General features: G+C 46.1%; 12 protein-coding genes. 4 read left to right on the plus strand and 8 right to left on the minus strand.

The window, feature by feature from the left end; translation table 11 throughout:
• The first annotated feature begins 30 nt into the window (after positions 1 to 30).
• Positions 31 to 1,047, plus strand: a complete 1,017-nt coding sequence (locus CSH93_RS15705; RefSeq protein WP_100644313.1) for a substrate-binding periplasmic protein — start codon at positions 31 to 33, stop codon at positions 1,045 to 1,047.
• A gap of 6 nt (positions 1,048 to 1,053) precedes the next feature.
• Here CSH93_RS15705 and CSH93_RS15710 read toward each other — a convergent pair whose 3' ends face one another.
• The 7 genes from CSH93_RS15710 to prlC all read right to left on the minus strand — a co-directional run bounded on the left by CSH93_RS15710 (position 1,054) and on the right by prlC (position 9,105).
• Complete coding sequence (locus CSH93_RS15710; RefSeq protein WP_100644314.1) at positions 1,054 to 2,235, minus strand: acyl-CoA dehydrogenase; 1,182 nt, start codon at positions 2,233 to 2,235, stop codon at positions 1,054 to 1,056.
• Between the two features lie 279 nt (positions 2,236 to 2,514).
• Positions 2,515 to 2,724, minus strand: a complete 210-nt coding sequence (gene cspE / locus CSH93_RS15715) for a transcription antiterminator/RNA stability regulator CspE (RefSeq protein ID WP_100644315.1) — start codon at positions 2,722 to 2,724, stop codon at positions 2,515 to 2,517.
• Between the two features lie 365 nt (positions 2,725 to 3,089).
• A complete protein-coding gene (gene ubiB, locus CSH93_RS15720) occupies positions 3,090 to 4,724 on the minus strand; it encodes a ubiquinone biosynthesis regulatory protein kinase UbiB (protein WP_100644316.1) in 1,635 nt (544 codons plus the stop codon).
• A gap of 5 nt (positions 4,725 to 4,729) precedes the next feature.
• A complete protein-coding gene (locus CSH93_RS15725; protein ID WP_100644317.1) occupies positions 4,730 to 5,362 on the minus strand; it encodes a ubiquinone biosynthesis accessory factor UbiJ in 633 nt (210 codons plus the stop codon).
• Entirely contained in the window at positions 5,362 to 6,180 is an 819-nt protein-coding gene (ubiE, locus tag CSH93_RS15730) for a bifunctional demethylmenaquinone methyltransferase/2-methoxy-6-polyprenyl-1,4-benzoquinol methylase UbiE (RefSeq protein ID WP_100644318.1), read from the minus strand. The genes CSH93_RS15725 and ubiE overlap by 1 nt, the downstream gene beginning before the upstream one ends.
• Positions 6,181 to 6,385: 205 nt before the next feature.
• A complete protein-coding gene (locus CSH93_RS15735; RefSeq protein WP_100644319.1) occupies positions 6,386 to 7,075 on the minus strand; it encodes a DNA-3-methyladenine glycosylase I in 690 nt (229 codons plus the stop codon).
• Positions 7,072 to 9,105: an oligopeptidase A gene (prlC, locus tag CSH93_RS15740; protein WP_100644320.1), complete on the minus strand. Its 2,034-nt coding sequence runs from the start codon at positions 9,103 to 9,105 to the stop codon at positions 7,072 to 7,074. The genes CSH93_RS15735 and prlC overlap by 4 nt, the downstream gene beginning before the upstream one ends.
• A 200-nt stretch (positions 9,106 to 9,305) precedes the next feature.
• Between prlC and gorA the strand changes: the two genes are divergently transcribed.
• The 3 genes from gorA (at position 9,306) to CSH93_RS15755 (ending at position 15,862) form a co-directional block, all read left to right on the plus strand.
• Complete coding sequence (gene gorA, locus CSH93_RS15745; protein ID WP_100644321.1) at positions 9,306 to 10,655, plus strand: glutathione-disulfide reductase; 1,350 nt, start codon at positions 9,306 to 9,308, stop codon at positions 10,653 to 10,655.
• Between the two features lie 195 nt (positions 10,656 to 10,850).
• Positions 10,851 to 12,386: a DUF3369 domain-containing protein gene (locus CSH93_RS15750; RefSeq protein WP_100644322.1), complete on the plus strand. Its 1,536-nt coding sequence runs from the start codon at positions 10,851 to 10,853 to the stop codon at positions 12,384 to 12,386.
• 122 nt (positions 12,387 to 12,508) lie between these two features.
• Entirely contained in the window at positions 12,509 to 15,862 is a 3,354-nt protein-coding gene (locus tag CSH93_RS15755; protein WP_100644323.1) for an amidohydrolase family protein, read from the plus strand.
• A 73-nt stretch (positions 15,863 to 15,935) separates the two neighbouring features.
• Here CSH93_RS15755 and CSH93_RS15760 read toward each other — a convergent pair whose 3' ends face one another.
• Positions 15,936 to 17,480: a hydroxymethylglutaryl-CoA reductase gene (locus tag CSH93_RS15760; protein WP_100644324.1), complete on the minus strand. Its 1,545-nt coding sequence runs from the start codon at positions 17,478 to 17,480 to the stop codon at positions 15,936 to 15,938.
• Positions 17,481 to 17,952: the final 472 nt, after the last annotated feature.

Below are 17,952 nucleotides of genomic sequence, written 5' to 3' on the forward strand. Positions count from 1 at the left end.
AGCTGAACCGAAATAGAGGATGACGTTTTCGTGAAGAGTCGTTTGTTAAGTGCAATATTTATCACGCTATGGCTATGCGCCAGTGCAAACGCGGCTCAGACGCTTCAATTGGTCACTACCGAGTGGGAGTCTTTTACTAATCAAGGCGCTCATTCTGAGCGTCTTAGTGATATTGTCACGGCGGCTATGAAACGAGCCGGTTACGACACCGTCATCACAACCGAACGCCCGGCATTTGCTGGCAGCGGATTAAATTCAGGACGATTCGATGGTCGTATCGACTATATTGACCTTGAGTCCAAACGCGCTAATTTCAGTTACTCACAACAGTATTTACCGCTGTATTTGCACTTGGTTAGTAAAACTGAAGACGTAGAGGCTGTGCGCAGCTTCGCCCAGATCCGCGGAGCACGTGTTGCCATTGAAAATCGTTATGCCGCCACGCCGCCGTTGCGCTTGGTTCGAGATATTAAGTGGTCGAGAAATCCTACGACGTTTGAAAGTATCAGCAATGTGGCAGAGGAAAGAAGTAACTACCTGCTAACAGATTCATTATTTTTTGCTGAGTTTAATCGATTGCTGATCGCCGAAAATGAAGAGCTTTTACACCGTTCTAATGCCGCAATTTTCAGCACAGGCCTGCACCTGAGTCTTAATTCTGCAGTACCAAACGCCGAGCAAATCATTCAAGCGTTTAATACGGCTATTCAAGGGATGTTAAAAGACGGCAGTATGAATGAATTGTTAGGGCTTCCATGGATCATGGCGTCGCTTGAGGAAGGGCAAGGTATAGCCTTGATCAGTAGCAGTAAGACACCTCACATAACGGATGAGCTCGCAAGTGAACCGACAAAAGCGATGAATATCGCCTACCCGTGGGGTGCAAAATCGGCATCTGTCGACAGCTATTTCATCGACGGTAAGTCATTTTCGCAATGGGCTGATGCAGTCGCCTATTTAAAAGAAAATGGTGAATCTGTCTCCCTCGAAGAGAGAGACAGCTACCTTGACCCATCAGCCTATACGCGTATTTTGCGTCAATGGTAGACGCTGTTAGAAGAACGCCTGCAATCCTGTTTGCGCACGCCCTAAAATAAGCCCATGCACGTCGTAGGTGCCTTCATAAGTGTTAACCGTTTCCAGATTGATCATGTGGCGCATAATGTGGAATTCATCTGCAATGCCATTGCCACCATGCATGTCACGTGATTGACGCGCAATATCCAAGGCTTTACCACAGTTGTTGCGCTTAACCAGTGAAATCATTGCAGGATCAAATTGCTTTTCGTCAATTAATCGGCCCACTCTCAATGAGCCTTGTAATCCCAATGTGATGTCTGTCTGCATATTCGCTAATTTGGTTTGGAACAGCTGCGTTTGGGCTAACGGTTTGCCAAATTGCTTGCGATCAAGCCCATATTGACGTGCCGCATGCCAACAGAATTCAGCAGCACCCAACGCACCCCATGAAATACCATAACGCGCCATATTCAAACAGCTAAAGGGGCCCTTTAACCCTCTTACCTTCGGCAGTACATTGTCATCAGGCACAAATACTTTATCCATGACGATTTCACCGGTGATAGAGGCTTTCAGCGACAACTTGCCTTTTATTTCAGGTGCACTCAGTCCCGTCATACCTTTCTCAAGAACAAAGCCGCAAATAGCATTGTCTTCATCAACCTTTTTGGCCCACACCACAAACACATCTGCAATTGGCGAGTTTGTGATCCACATCTTACTGCCGGTTAACAAATAGCCGCCTTCGGTCTTCTCTGCTCGAGTGCGCATTGACGCGGGATCAGATCCTGCGTCAGGTTCAGTCAAGCCAAAGCACCCTACCCATTCGCCACTCGCCAGTTTGGGTAAATAACGTTCTTTCTGTTTTTCTGAACCAAACGCATTAATCGGATGCATAACCAGCGACGATTGCACGCTCATTGCGCTGCGATAACCACTATCAACCCTTTCAACTTCTCGTGCAATCAAACCATAGCTAACGTAGTTCACACCTGCACAGCCATAGCCGTCAATGGTCGCACCTAGCAACCCAGCCTCACCGAACTTACGCATGATATTGCGATCGAAGTGACTGTCTCGATTCGCTTGTAAGATACCTGGCATCAGCTCTGCCTGACAAAAGTCATGAGCACTGTCGCGCAACATGCGCTCTTCTTCAGACAATTGCTTATCGAATAGCAATAAATCATCCCAAATGGCCAGAGGCTGTGACATAGAAATAACTCCTGAATAATTTCACAATTTGACCACAGGAGTGTACTGGAAGAAATTCTAAAAGTGGTAAAAATCAGCAAAATTGAGCTGATCAAGATCAATCATTTGAATACAAAAATTTAAACGTAACATCGCAATCAAGGTTGCTTGTTCAGGGTGCTTGCGTCTAGTGAGACAACAGTATTTTCACGCATTAAAAGCGATAAAGAAAGGGTGTAGCTAACGGAGATTGAAGAATGAAATGATGGTGACCAAGCGGTCACCATCAATGAAACTCAATTAGATAGTTTCAACGTTTGCAGCTTGAAGACCTTTTTGACCTTCTTCAACGTCGAACTGAACTTTTTGACCTTCTGGAAGTGTTTTGTAACCTTCTGCTACGATTGCGCGGAAGTGTACAAATACATCTTTACCACCGTTATCTTGAGTTAAAAAACCATAACCTTTATCAGCGTTAAACCACTTAACGGTGCCTGTTACTTTAGACATGTAAAACCTCAATTAAATTGTTACTCGCGCACAATGCGCATTTGTCGCGTCTTTGATGAACTGGATTATATTGAGGGTCAACACGTACGAAATGGAAAACGTCTTACAACAATTACTTAGTAACTCGAGATGTTCAAAACACTTGCAGCTTGTAACTCTATAATTTCGTCTATCAAAGACCCTTGCACTATACCACTAATAATTTATATAGCTATCTTATTTGATTGAAATTCATAAAAAAGTCATAAAATAGCCAGATATAAAAACTCCTCCGAGGAGTTAGTTTTGACAGGCCTTACAAGGTGTTAAGGGAATACTAACCGTCAACGATGAGACTTTTGCCGCCTTTAGAAAAAACGCGCCGATTATTCGCTTTGCGCACTTTTGTAGGCGTATATCCAGCAACCAAGTGCCGCTGTTGTCAGGCCGGCCGATATCCACCAGCTCAGATCATGCAGGGGCCCCAAAGCCGCGAGGATCAATAGGGTTGACCCCACAATAGTGGTTAAGTGAGCTTTATGACGCTGTTGCTGGATCGTCATTTGTTGTTCAAATTGACGTTGCTGCATTTCAGGTAACGTCTTAAGTTGCTTAAGACTGTCATGAACCAAGTCAGGCATATCGGGCAGTTTTTCTGACCAGAAAGGCAAGTTATCCTGGATCTTCTTAAGCATAGCCTTAATGCCGATTTGTTCTTTCATCCAATTCTCTAAAAACGGTTTAGCGGTTTGCCACAAATCCAATTGTGGATACAGTTGACGCCCAAGCCCTTCAACATAAAGCAAGGTTTTTTGCAGCAGCACAAGTTGCGGCTGCACCGTCATATTGAACCTACGTGCAGTATTAAACAACTGCATCAATACATGGCCAAAGGAAATATCTGCCAATGGTTTTTGGAAAATGGGCTCACAAACCTTGCGAATAGCCATCTCAAAATCATCGATATTGGTATCATGCGGAACCCAACCCGAATCAGCATGAAGCTGTGCGACTTTGCGGTAGTCACGATTAAAAAAGGCAATAAAGTTTTCGGCTAAATAGCGTTTATCTTCGCGGTTGAGGGTACCCACAATGCCAAAATCGATCGCGATATACTGTGGATTCTCTGGATGCTCTGTGGATACAAAAATATTCCCTGGGTGCATATCTGCATGGAAAAAGCTGTCACGGAATACCTGTGTAAAAAACACCTCAACCCCACGCTCGGCCAACAACTTGAAGTCGGTGCCTTGAGCTTTTAGTGCTTCAACATTGGCCACAGGAATACCGTAAATACGCTCCATGACCAATACGTTTTCGCGACAGTGGTCGCTGTAGATCTGTGGCACGTATAACGCTTCTGAGGATTCAAAATTGCGCTTTAATTGAATACCGTTAGCTGACTCTCGTAACAGGTCCAATTCATCTTTAATCGTCCGGCGGTATTCCGCTACCACCTCAACCGGTCGTAAGCGTTTTCCATCGGGCAGCCAGGTTTGCAATAACTGGGCAAAGCTTTGCAATAAATCGATATCAGCGTTGATGGTGTCTTCAATATCCGGGCGTAATACTTTGACCACAACATCTTTGTTGTCTACGCGTAACTTGGCAGCGTGCACTTGTGCAATAGACGCCGAGGCTAAGGGCTGTGGATCAAACTCACTGAACAGTTCATCCATTTGACGCAAGCCCAACGCTTGCTTAATAATCGTTTGTGCCTGTTCGTTGTCGAACGGCGGCACCTTATCTTGTAAGTAGGCGAGTTCGTCGGCAATATCTTGCGGCAATAAATCGCGTCGCGTCGACAACATCTGGCCAAACTTGATGAATACTGGCCCCAACGTTTGCAGCGCTAAGCGGATACGTTTACCTTGCGATTCAGATTTATGCTGATTGCGGATCCAAAATAATCCCTGCCGTGCCCAGCGTGCGTACCACGGCATGAAACGATGTGGAATGCATTCATCTAAACCGTGTTGCAACAATACTTTATTGATTTTGTATAAGCGGAAAAATCGCATAGTCGTTATTGCTTCTGTTCCATTTGCTGAATGCGCATAGCCAATCGCTCCACATCATCACGCAATGTCGCAATTTGATCACTTTGATGAATCACCTCAAGGCGATGAACGGCAACACGCTTTTCGTCTATTAATGCGGTACTTAAGGTTTCTGCCATTTGCTGCGTCTGCTGTTTTGCAAAATGATGAAAACGGCGAACGCCTGATACCACCTGATACGCAGCAACATCACCGATATACGCTGAGAGCACATCTTCCCAATCAATGGATAACAGGATGAAAAGTTGACTCACTTGTTGCGCAATTTGCATGTCTCCGCACAAGTCTAACTTTTCATCGCGGATCAGCTGGGTAATTTTGCGATTATCTTTGAGTTCAGGCAGTGTGGCTAAAGATGTTTTGATAAGGCATTGTTCTTGAGTCAGTTCATGCACAGCTTTATCCCAATCAAGCTGACACTCGTGAATGGAAATATACTCGTCAAAAACCAATTCAACAGGCCAACTCAACTCTTCCAACCAAACAAGCAGTCGTTTACCTTTAAGATCATTTAGGCGTTGCTGGGTATCCGGATCAAGCTTGATCAGCGGATTAATAATCGTTTCAGCCAGCGCATGCAACACCTGAGCAGTCGGCATTAGAACTTGAAGCCTCTGTGCAGCGCCACAATGCCGCCAGTAAGATTGAAGTACTCGGTTTGATCAAACCCAGCATTGTCCATCATGCCTTTCAATGTATCTTGGTCAGGATGCATACGGATGGATTCGGCTAGGTATTGGTAACTATCTCCATCATTTGCGACTAGCTGTCCCATTTTAGGCAACACATGGAAAGAATAAGCATCGTACACCTTGCTTAACCAATCCTGTGTAGGTTTGGAAAATTCCAACACTAGCAATCGGCCACCGGGTTTCAAAACACGATACATAGACGCCAACGCTTTGTCTTTGTCCGTTACGTTACGTAAACCAAAGGCAATGGTGATCAAATCGAAATGATTGTCTGGGAATGGCAATGCTTCAGCATTAGCTTGCACATAATCAAGGTTGCCAATAATCCCCATGTTACGCAGTTTTTCACGACCCACTTTCAGCATTTCACGGTTGATGTCAGCAAGAATGACCTGCCCTTCTTTACCCACAAGGCGCGAGAACTTGGCGGCCAAATCCCCCGTTCCGCCGGCGAGATCTAATACGCGCTGGCCACTACGAACGCCGCTGCAGTCAATGGTAAAGCGTTTCCATACCCGATGAATGCCCATCGACATAAGATCATTCATGACATCGTATTTCGCTGCTACTGAGTTAAATACTTCAGCCACCATGGAAGCTTTTTGGTCTGTTTCGACTTGTTTAAAACCGAAATGGGTCTTCTCACCTGAAGTGGAGTTTTCTTGCCCACTATCGGCAGTTTCGGCAGGTGCCTGTGATTGCGACGAAGCCGTTTCTAACGTCATGAATTACTCACAATATCTGACTAATAGCTAATGTCGCTAAGTCTATCGAAAACAAGACATTAACAACAGCACTAAAAGCCGCCCATGCACACTCAAGGAGTTTTTAAAACCGACAGAGGCTGAAGCCGCTATTGATCCTAGACAGAATAATGCGCGCCGGGTGTAAACCGTCCCTTCGACCGTTTCACCAAACATGCATTCCCCATCAATTGATATGATTATCACCACAGCTAAAGGCGACGATTTGACTCAGAGCCTGAAGCGAACGACCGCTTTGACGTTGCCATTCAAGAAAGGTCTGATTGATAGTGTTTAAACTGCGTTTTGAACGTGCTGAGCCTTCAATTAATTTATGTTGGGTAAAGTAATCTTCGACATCCTTACTTAACAAAAACGTGTCTTTACCTAAAAAGCGAAGTGCATATGGACCTGTGTTACCCCCTAAACGAGCTCCGTGCTTTTTCAGATATTCCCATAAACCAATAATGTCATTAGCAGGCCATTCGGCTACAAATGCTGCAAATGAGCCGTGCCGCTGCCGAACATCCGCAATCATTATTGCGTTATCGCGGATAGTCTTAACTTTGTTGTAGTTACGAATGATGCGCGGATCGGACGCTTTACGCTCCAACATTTCATCTGGCATTAACAGTACTTTTTCAATATCGAAGCCAAAGAATATCTCTTCAAAATCTAGCCACTTCTGCCTGACAACTCGCCAAACAAATCCAGACTGAAACACCTTTTTAGTGAACTCAGCTAAAAATCGGTCATCACCGACTTTAGCCAGTTCTGCAGGTGTCAACGGTTGCCCCAGCAACCGTTCTAACGCGCCTTCACCACCTTTGCGTTTTGCCGCGCGCGCATATATGGCATCAAAAGCTTCAGCACTCACGCCGCGATCCCGCTGTGTCGAAGTAACGCATCCACTTCGGGTTCACGCCCTCTAAATGCGGTAAACAATTCCATCGGCGATTGGCTGCCACCTTTTTCCAAAATATGGGTGAGGAAGTCTTGCCCCGTTTGTTGGTTGAAAATACCCTCTTCTTCAAAACGACTAAACGCATCAGATGACAGCACTTCTGCCCACTTGTAAGAGTAGTATCCTGCCGCATATCCACCTGCAAAAATATGCGAGAAGCCATGCTGAAAGCGATTAAACTCGGGCGGCTTAACCACCGCAACTTCATCACGTACTTTGTCAATTACCGCTTGAACGTCAATACTGTCGGCTGGTAGCTGGTGGATCGCCATATCAAATAAACTGAACTCCAACTGCCTAACCATTTGCATCGCGCTTTGGAAATTCCGCGCAGCAAGCATTTTGTCCAATAGGTCTTTGGGTAGTGGTTCACCTGTTTCATAGTGACCGGAAATCAGCGCCAATGCTTCTTCTTGCCAACACCAGTTTTCTAAAAACTGACTCGGAAGCTCAACTGCATCCCACGGCACACCGTTGATGCCCGACACACCGGCAACTGCAACTTTGGTTAGCATGTGATGAATACCATGTCCAAACTCGTGGAACAAAGTTACAACTTCATCATGGGTAAACAACGCTGGCTTATCACCAACGGGACCATTGAAGTTGCAGGTCAGGTAAGCAACTGGGACTTGAATGTCTCCTTCAACTCTACGCCTAACTCTGCACTCATCCATCCAAGCGCCACCGCGTTTGCCTTCGCGTGCGTACAAATCGAAGTAAAAACTTCCGCGCAATTCGCCATGGGTATCGTAGATGTCATAAAAGGATACGTCATCATGCCAGCAATCCACGTTGTCACGCGCGCGAATATCCAGCCCATAGAGCTTTTGCACCACAGCAAATAAGCCATTTACAACCTTGTGCTCAGGGAAATAGGGGCGTAACTGCTCATCTGAAATAGCATAACGCTGCTGCTTCAATTTTTCGCTGAAGTAAGTCACATCCCATGCTTTCAGCTCGGTCACACCATATAACGACTGTGCAAACTGCTGTACGTCTTCAAAGTCTTGCGCAGCTTGCGGCTTAGAGCGACGAGCGAGATCATGTAAAAACTGTTCAACTTGCGCCGGGGTTTCCGCCATTTTGGTGGCCAACGAACGTTCCGCATAATGCTTAAAACCAAGCAAATGTGACGCTTCTTCACGTAATTTTAGGGTTTCAGCGATAATTGCAGTGTTATCGAACTCTCCAGCATTTGGGCCTTGATCGGATGCCCGCGTGGTATACGCGCGGTACATTTCCTCGCGCAATTCTCGATTGTCGCAATACATCATGATGGGCAAGTAACTGGGAATATCCAGTGTAAACAACCAACCCTCTTTATCTTTTCGTTGCGCCGCTTGCTGTGCCGCAGCCAATGCAGATTCTGGCAAGCCAGTCAATTCAGCTTCATCTGTCACATGCTTAGACCACGCCATTGTGGCATCAAGCACGTTGTTGCTGAAATTAGACGCAAGTTCGCTCAATCGCGACTGAATTTGCGCATATCGCTGCTTAGCTTCGCCTGACAACGCAACGCCGGACAAGCGGAAGTCGCGAATGGTATTGTCGATAGCGGTTTGCGCAGCCTGTTCTAACGATTGATATTCTTCGCTATTTTGCAGGGCCGCATAAACATTGTATAACCCTTCATGTTGCCCTACCCACGTCGCATATTCCGAAAGCAGTGGTAAACAACTGTCATGCGCTTCGCGCAATGCTTCAGAGCTGACGACTGAATTCATGTGCGAAACGGGTGACCAGAAACGACTAAGTTGATCATCTTGCGCTTCGAGTCTTTCAACCACAGCAGCATAAGTAGGGTTTTCCAGTGCCGCGACTTCATTAATTACCTTTTTCGACTCCGCTATCAAGGCTTCAACAGCCGGCTTTATTGATTCAGGATTGATTGCCGAAAATTGTGGTAGCGGTTGTTGCTGGGCATGAATAATGGGATCCAATGGTGTATCTCTTAACTGAAGGACAATAGGTAAAATCTAGGGGCAAATTTCGAAATTACAATAGAGCCCGCTAACATTTCATGCTGCGGTAAATGAATCACGAACGTAAACCCAGATATTCAGTTAACTGAACCTTTGTTTGAAAGAATATTCTATGTAAAGCTATCTACATCAAATCAACTAAGCTACTCGGATATTAAATGAAAGAATTTGATTATATCTGCATCGGCGGCGGAAGCGGCGGTATTGCGTCAGCGAATCGTGCAGCGAAATATGGTCAACGTGTTGCACTTATCGAAGCGAAACACATTGGCGGAACATGCGTAAACGTGGGCTGTGTTCCCAAGAAAGCGATGTGGTACGGCGCACAGGTCGCAGAAGCAATTAATGTGTATGCGAAAGACTATGGCTTTGACGTGAGCGTTAACCAGTTCAACTGGTCGCAATTAATCGCCAGTCGTGATGCGTATATTGAACGCATCCATGGTTCCTACGACCGCGTGCTTGCGAACAATAACATTACCCGTATCGAAGGCTACGCAACCTTCATCGATAACCATACATTAGAAGTAAACGGGGAACGCTACACAGCTAAACACATTCTGATCGCCACGGGTGGCAGACCTAACATCGATAATGTACCCGGCGCTGAATACGGCATCACATCAGATGGCTTTTTTGCATTAAAAGAACAACCCAAGCGAGTTGTCGTCGCAGGAGCGGGATATATTGCCGTAGAACTTGCCGGCGTTATGCACAGCCTAGGCAGTGAGACCCATCTAGTTGTGCGCAAAAATGCACCGCTTAGAAACTTTGATCCTATGCTGAGCGAAACGCTAACAGAACTTATTGAAAAAGACGGTCCGCGTTTGCACAAACATCATGTCATCAAAGAAATCGTTAAAAATGCAGATGATTCGTTAACGGTTATTCTCACCAATGGCGAAAAAATTGAAACCGATTGCTTTGTATGGGCTATCGGCAGAAGTCCTGCGACAGACACTATTGGTCTTGAAAACACCAATATTAAGACCGATGAAAAAGGCTACATCTTAGTCGATAAAAATCAAAACACCGAGGTTGAAGGTGTATACGCTGTCGGTGATTGTATCGGCAAGATTGAACTAACCCCCGTTGCGGTAAAAGCTGGACGATTGTTGTCAGAGCGGTTATTCAATAACAAACCTGATGCGCACATGGACTACGAGCTGGTGCCAACCGTTGTGTTTAGCCACCCCCCCATCGGCACCATCGGCCTTACTGAGCCAGAAGCCATAGCTCGCTATGGTGAGGACGACGTCAATGTATACGAATCAAGCTTTGCGGCGATGTATACTGCGGTAACGTCACATCGTCAGATCACAAAAATGAAGCTTGTTTGCGCGGGCCCCGAAGAAAAAGTGGTAGGCCTTCACGGCATTGGCTATGCGATGGATGAAATCCTGCAAGGATTTGGCGTTGCAATGAAGATGGGTGCGACAAAAGCGGACTTTGATGCGTGTGTTGCTATACACCCAACCAGTGCTGAAGAATTTGTGACCATGACATAAGCCCAGCTTGGTATCAAAAAAGCTCACTTCTTAGTGGGCTTTTTTCTCTTTTAAAAACCGATGCCTCCTCACTCAGTGGTCTGTTGTGGGTAAAAGCCATCCTGCTAAACCCAGCCAAAAGGGCTAAAAGAAAAAAATAGAAATTAGCCAACCATAAACTATAGTTAAATTACGTTGGCGTTTAATGTTGGCCCGATGGACGACGAACTCGTTTTTTCCAATGATGATTATCAAGAACCCATGCTTCCGGAAGGAAGCCGTTGGAAAGTTCTCGTTATTGATGATGAACCCGAAATTCACACCGTTACGCGCATGGTACTTGCAGACGTTGAGTTTGACGGACGCCGTATTGATTGCATTAGCGCCTACTCCGGCGCAGAAGCCCGCGATATTTTATCCAGTGATGAAAACAATGACATAGCATTAGCGATTGTCGATGTGGTAATGGAAACGCATAACGCAGGCCTTGAATTCATCCAATGGACGCGTTCACAGCTCAATAACCATACCATTCGCTTAGTCCTACGTACCGGGCAGCCTGGTGAAGCGCCCGAAGAAAGCGTGATCCGTGATTACGATATAAATGATTATAAAAATAAAACCGAGTTAACCGCGTTACGCTTAAAAACCGTCACTTTCTCGGCGTTACGCAGTTATCGGGATATCAAAATCATTGAGCGTCATCGGTTAGGATTAGAGCGGATAATAGCTGCCACAGCCGAATTCATTGAGTGCGAAACCCTGCCTCAATTTGCGACCACAATTTTACGCCAAATTGCGGTCATATTAGGGTTAGAATCAAGTGAAATCGTGTGCTGTGCGGTAACCCATGAATACGATCGTGAGCCCACTTCAGGACTGAATATCCTTGCCAATAACCAAGGTGGAGAGGATGACGACACTCCATTAAGTCAAAGTGTTATGGAACGGATTGCCAATGCCATTGAACAGAAAAAAAGTATTCATGACGACGACTACTTTATTGGCTATTTCACCACCAATCGTGGTACCGAGAATTTACTCTATGTTTCGCGCAACAATGCAATCGAACCTGTTCAACACCATCTGCTAGAGTATTTTGCCCACAATATTGCGGTCGCTCATGAGAACCTCAGTTTACGGGAAACCATAAAAGATTCGCAACGCGAGCTGTCATACCTAATTGGTGAAGCCGTTGAAATGCGTTCCAAAGAAACGGGTAGTCACGTTAAGCGTGTTGCTCACCTGAGTCATTTGCTAGCTAAATTATGTGGGTTATCAGAGCACGACGCAGAGATGATCAAATTGGCCTCCCCCTTACATGATGTTGGTAAAGTCGGTATTCCGGATCACATTCTGAACAAGCCTGGTAAGCACAATGATGAAGAATGGGAAATCATGAAAACCCATGCTGTTATTGGCCATGACATGCTAAGCCGCAGTGAGAACCCTATTCTTCATCTAGGTGCAACAATCGCGCATCAACACCACGAATGCTGGGATGGTTCCGGTTACCCCAATGGACTCAAAGGTGAAGATATCGACATTGCAGGTCGCATTTCTGCTATCGCTGATGTGTTCGATGCTCTTGGTAGCGATCGTTGTTACAAAGACCCTTGGCCGCTGGACGATATCATTGAGTTTTTCCAACAGCAAAAAGGCAAGCAGTTTGACCCTCAACTGGTCGACATTTTATTGAACAACCTTGACGCGTTCACACAGATCCGCGAGCAATTTCCGGATCCAAACTAGTCGCCAAATCTCAACCATCTAACGCAACAGGGTCTAGGTAAAAGATTCAGTTGTGGTAATGTATGTCGGTTAAAAAAGAAGCGTCACTCACTAGACGCCACAATACATAACCGGGAATTTCTATGAAAACACCTAAACGACAGTCTTTACTGGCCAGTTGGTTAGTGATGTCACTTTCCCTCGGCGGCGCGTTTACTGCGCTTGCTGAAGAAGCGGCAGCCGATAAAAAAGATGATGCAAAAACGGAGTGGGATATTTTAAACCCACCATTTGAACTCAATACACTGAACTTCGAAACCGATGAAACGACGTGGTCAAGCCTTGATATAACACCTGATGGCAAGCACTTCGTATTCGATATGCTCGGTGATATTTACATTGTGCCTATCGATGGTGGTGAGGCGCGTGCATTAACACAAGATTTTGCTTGGGACATTCACCCTACCGTTAGCCCAGATGGTTCTGAAGTAGCCTTTATTTCGGACCGCGATGGTTTGAGCAATGTGTGGGTCATGAATATTGACGGCACTAACTTGCGTCAAGTAACCAAAGAAAAAACTAACATGATCCACTCTCCTGCGTGGAGCCCAGACGGTCAGTATATCGCAGCCACCAAAGGCATCATGTCGAGCCGCAGTATTCCAGCCGGTGAAATTTGGTTGTACCACAAAAGCGGTGGTACCGGATTACCGATTAAAGAACGCGTAAATGGTAAAGCGGACCAGAAGAATATTGCCGATCCAGCATTCTCGCCGGACGGGAAATACATTTACTTTACGCAAGACGTCAGCCCAGGCAGCGTATTTAGCTACAACCGCGACCCGCTAAAATCAATTTTTGCGATCACGCGGTTCGACCGTGAAACGGGCGAAGAAGAGCGCTATATCTCAGGTACGGGTGGCGCTGTTGTCGCAACACCTTCACCCGATGGTAAATCCATCGCTTACATTCGCCGCGTAACAAACCGCACGGGCTTGTTTGTTAAAGACATTGCCACCGGGACTGAAACGCCAATCTTCTTGGGCATGGAACGTGATATGCAGGAAGGTTTTGGTACTGAAGGATATTACGCTTATTTTGATTGGACGCCTGACAGCAAACATATTGTGTTTTGGACGGGTGGTAAATTCCATCGTATCGATGTTGCTAACAGCTCACCAGATGCCCCTAAGTTAGAAACACTAGACGTTAACGTTAAGGCTACGCTGCAATATGCCGACGCCGTTCGCTTCCCTGTTGACGTAGCACCTGAGAACTTTGAGGTTAAGGCACTGCGTTGGTCACAAAAATCACCTGATGGTAAGTCAGTACTGTTCCAAGCATTGGGCAAACTGTATGTGCGTGACGTTAAATCAGGCAAGGTTAAACGCCTGACCAAACAAAATGACCATGCAGAGTATTACCCACGTTATTCAAACGATGGCAAAAGCATTGTTTATACTACTTGGGATGACCAGAACCTAGGTTCTATCCGGGTTGTATCTGCACGTGGTGGCAAGGGTAAAGTCGTTAGCTTAGCACCTGGCCACTTCATCGAGCCAAGCTTCTCAACCGATGGAGAGTTAATCACTTATCGCAAATTCAGCGGTGGTTATTTACTTGATCCGAAATATTCGGTTGATAGTGGTATCTATGTGTTAGACCTAGATAAAGAAACCACTACACGCGTTTCGCGCTCAGGCTTAAATCCGCATTTCGCGGGCGATAACACACGTGTTTATTTCACCGAGTCGGTAGGCGGAACGCCATACCCAGAAACACAATTCTCGTCAGTAGATCTGAATGGCGAAGATAAACGTGTGCATTTATACGGTGCCGATCAAGTCAGTGAATACCGTTTGTCACACGACAAACAATGGGTCGCTTTCGTTAATCAGTACAATGCCTATGTAGCTCCGTTTGCTGACAACGGCAAGAAAGTCACGATTGGCCCAAATATGACCTCATTGCCAGTTAAAAAGTTATCCGCGCGCGCGGGTGAATACTTGAATTGGTCTGCGGATAATTCAGCGGTCAGTTGGTTCCACGGTCCATATTTCTTCGAGCGTTCACTTGACCAAGCATTTGACTTCGTAGCCAATAGCGACGAGGCATTGCCAGAGCCTGAGTCAGAAGGCCTCAACCTTTCATTTACGCAACGCACTGATACACCTGATCACACCGTAGCACTAGTGGGCGGTAAGGTTGTGACTATGCGCAACGCCAACAGCGAACAGGAAGTGATTGATAACGGTGTCGTTGTCATCAAAGGCAACCGTATTGTCGCCGTAGGCGGTGCCGACAGTGTTGAAGTACCAAGCAATGCCCAAGTAATCGATACAACAGGCAAAACGGTTATCCCAGGGCTGATCGATACTCACGCCCATGGTGCTCAAGGCCGCAACGAAATCATTCCAGATCAAAACTGGAGTCAATATTCGAACGTATCATTTGGTGTGACTACCATCCACGATCCGTCAAACGATACCACCGAAATCATGGCAGCAGCCGAACTACAACGCGCAGGTAAAATCGTAGCACCGCGTATTTACTCTACCGGTACAATTTTGTACGGCGCAGAAGCGCTTGGCTACAAAGCCATCATCAACAATTATGATGATGCCTACTTCCATGTACGCCGACTTCAAGATGTTGGGGCTATTTCTGTTAAAAGTTACAACCAACCACGTCGTGACCAGCGTCAACAAGTGTTGCAAGCTGCACGCGAGTTGAACATGATGGTTGTGCCTGAAGGTGGTGGTAAATTCCAGCAAAACATCTCCATGTTGGTTGATGGTCATACGGGTCTTGAACACGCCTTACCTATCGCGCACGGCTATAACGACTTAACCCAGCTTTGGAAAGCCACGCGCTTTGGTTATACGCCAACGTTCGTTGTTTCATACGGCGGTTTGATGGGTGAAGAATATTGGTACGATCGCACCGAAGTTTGGAAGAACGAACGACTCATGCGTTACACGCCTAACTTCTTGATTGAAAGCCGTTCAATTCGTCGTCCTACTGCGCCGGATAATCAATACAATCATGTAGATGTGGCAAGCTACGCGAAAACCCTACGTGATAACGGTGTTGGTGTTCACATCGGTGCCCACGGACAACGCGAAGGTCTGGCAGCTCACTGGGAACTTTGGATCATGGAGCAAGGCGGATTCACACCTTGGGAAGCGCTACGTGGTGGCACAATTGACGGTGCGACTCATTTAGGTATGGACAAAGATCTCGGCAGCATTGAAGCGGGCAAACTCGCTGACTTGGTTGTTATCGACGGTGACGTGTTAAGCGATTTACGTCGCAGTGAGTATGTTACGTATACGGTACTTAACGGCCGTGTTTACGAAGCCGCCACGATGAACGAAGTCGGCAGTAAAGCCAAACGTGAGCCATTCTTCTTCGAACGCGACAATCAGCTATTTATGCCGGCTGAAACCGCTACTGAAGTTGATGCTAAGGCACACAAGTATCACTGGAAACACTAAATCCAAATACACTGAAAACCAAAAAGCCAGTGCATTACGCACTGGCTTTTTTATACCTGCAATACGGTATTCGTTATCGATTGCGACCATATTGTTCGTGAGAAGACACCCAGTCTTGTGAAGAAATGGCTGAAGCCAAAGAAATTTCACCGGCTAATGCCACTGCACCGACGATTTCAGCGAACTTCTTGCACCGGTCTCGACCATAGCAATCGAGCAACTCCAAACACTCTCGTTGTGTACCAATACCGGTACCACCACCGTAAGTTGCTACAATTAACGACGGAATAGTAAGCGACAAGTACAAATCACCGGCCTCTGTCAATTCGGAATACAAGATCCCAGCTGAGGATTCAGACACGTTAGCAACGTCTTGTCCGGTCGCGATAAACATTGCAGTAATACCGTTAGGCGAGTGCAACCCAGTGTTATTCACCCCTGACAAAAAAGAACCTACGCCCGCGACTCGACCATGATAATCAATCTGCTTAGGATCCACGCGCATCACATTCAATAGATGCTCACGTTTGATAGTAGCCTCTGCGGTAACGCGCTTGCCACGTGTGCGCATAATATTAATTTGAGATGCTTTTTTATCCGTCGCGAAGTTACTTTCCAAATAGAAGTTTTCGATGCCCGGGTAGTGATCCAATATCCACCCACAGGCAGCAAAGGTCGCTCTGCCCACCATATTTTGCCCTGCCGCATCACCGGTACGGTAATTGAATCGACAAAAAGCAAATTTATTAGAGAGATACGTATCGATGTAAGTCAGCTTCGCAACACTGGAAGTGGCTTCTGCCTCTTGGCGTACTGTGTCTAAGTTGTCTTGTAACCACTTAGCAAAATCTCGCGCACCACGTGCATCAGAGAATACAAACACGGGCGCCCGCTGCATCGCGTCATCGACAACCGTCGACTTCACGCCACCACTCATATTGAGCAGTTTCATACCACGGTTATAGGACGCGACTAATGTGCCTTCTGTTGTGGCCAATGGCACCACAAAATCACCCTTTGCATACTCACCATCAATTGTCAGCGGACCTGCAATACCAATGGGGACTTGCGCGACACCGATAAAGTGTTCGATATTTCCCTTTAATGAATGCGGATCGATAGAGTACTTGCCCACGTGATCAATCTTACTTCCAGTACGCGAGGCAAAATAATCCTGACGTGCCTTGATCATGGCGTCGCCGTAATCATCGTGAGGATCGCGCGGTATGTGAGAAGGCTTTTTTTCACTGGAAGATACCACATCCTCAACCTCAAACTTCAATTTGCCAAACGGACTCGCTTTAAACGAGATGCCAATTTTACGTTTTTCGTGACTAACATCTGCATCTATATCGACAAACACGGTATAGGTTTGCTTGAGTTCAAAAGGAATATCAGGGCCACCATTTAACTCATCGATGGATAGGTATGTATCCGGACCTACCTGTATTCTGACTTTGCTATTGTCGATTTTATCACCGTCAACGCTGACCCAATGCAGCTCATTGACCACCGCATCTTTAAGCCTATTTTTAAGCATAAAGCTGATACCGGTGTCGGTTTTGGTCAAACTACCGTGCGTATAAAGTTGTTTCAGTAGAATACTTGGAATGAACATTGAGTACCTCGTGTGTTGCCCCATTAAATGCAGCATACCTTTGCTGCGATGGTGCGTGTTAACTGAATTACGTGTCGAATATAAGGTATAGCACATCACCTTTTGATTGCCTCAGTTTGCCTGCACTCCGACACTAAAACATTGATTTGAAACAACATCTCAATTCTAAATTTTTAGACAACACTCTAAATTTTAAGACAAGCCATCACCTCTGCATCATGCAGATTTGCCTAGTCCAAGCCCACATAACCCCGCCCGAATACAGATACTAATCTGAACGTGTCGGTAAGGATTGCTGACGAAACAACTAGTAGCAGTATCACAAGGATGGGAATAACTAGTGTTTGATGTGCAACGGTTAACGGAGAGAACAATGAGATGTCATGGAATGATGTCAGGGAGTTCAACAGCCTGCAGGGATGAGTGACCAAAACCGGTGCACTACCAGGAGGACGTGAGAAAACGGCATAGG

It is taken from the genome of Neoalteromonas facilis (genome assembly GCF_002807665.1).
Lineage (GTDB): Bacteria > Pseudomonadota > Gammaproteobacteria > Enterobacterales > Alteromonadaceae > Alteromonas_E > Alteromonas_E facilis.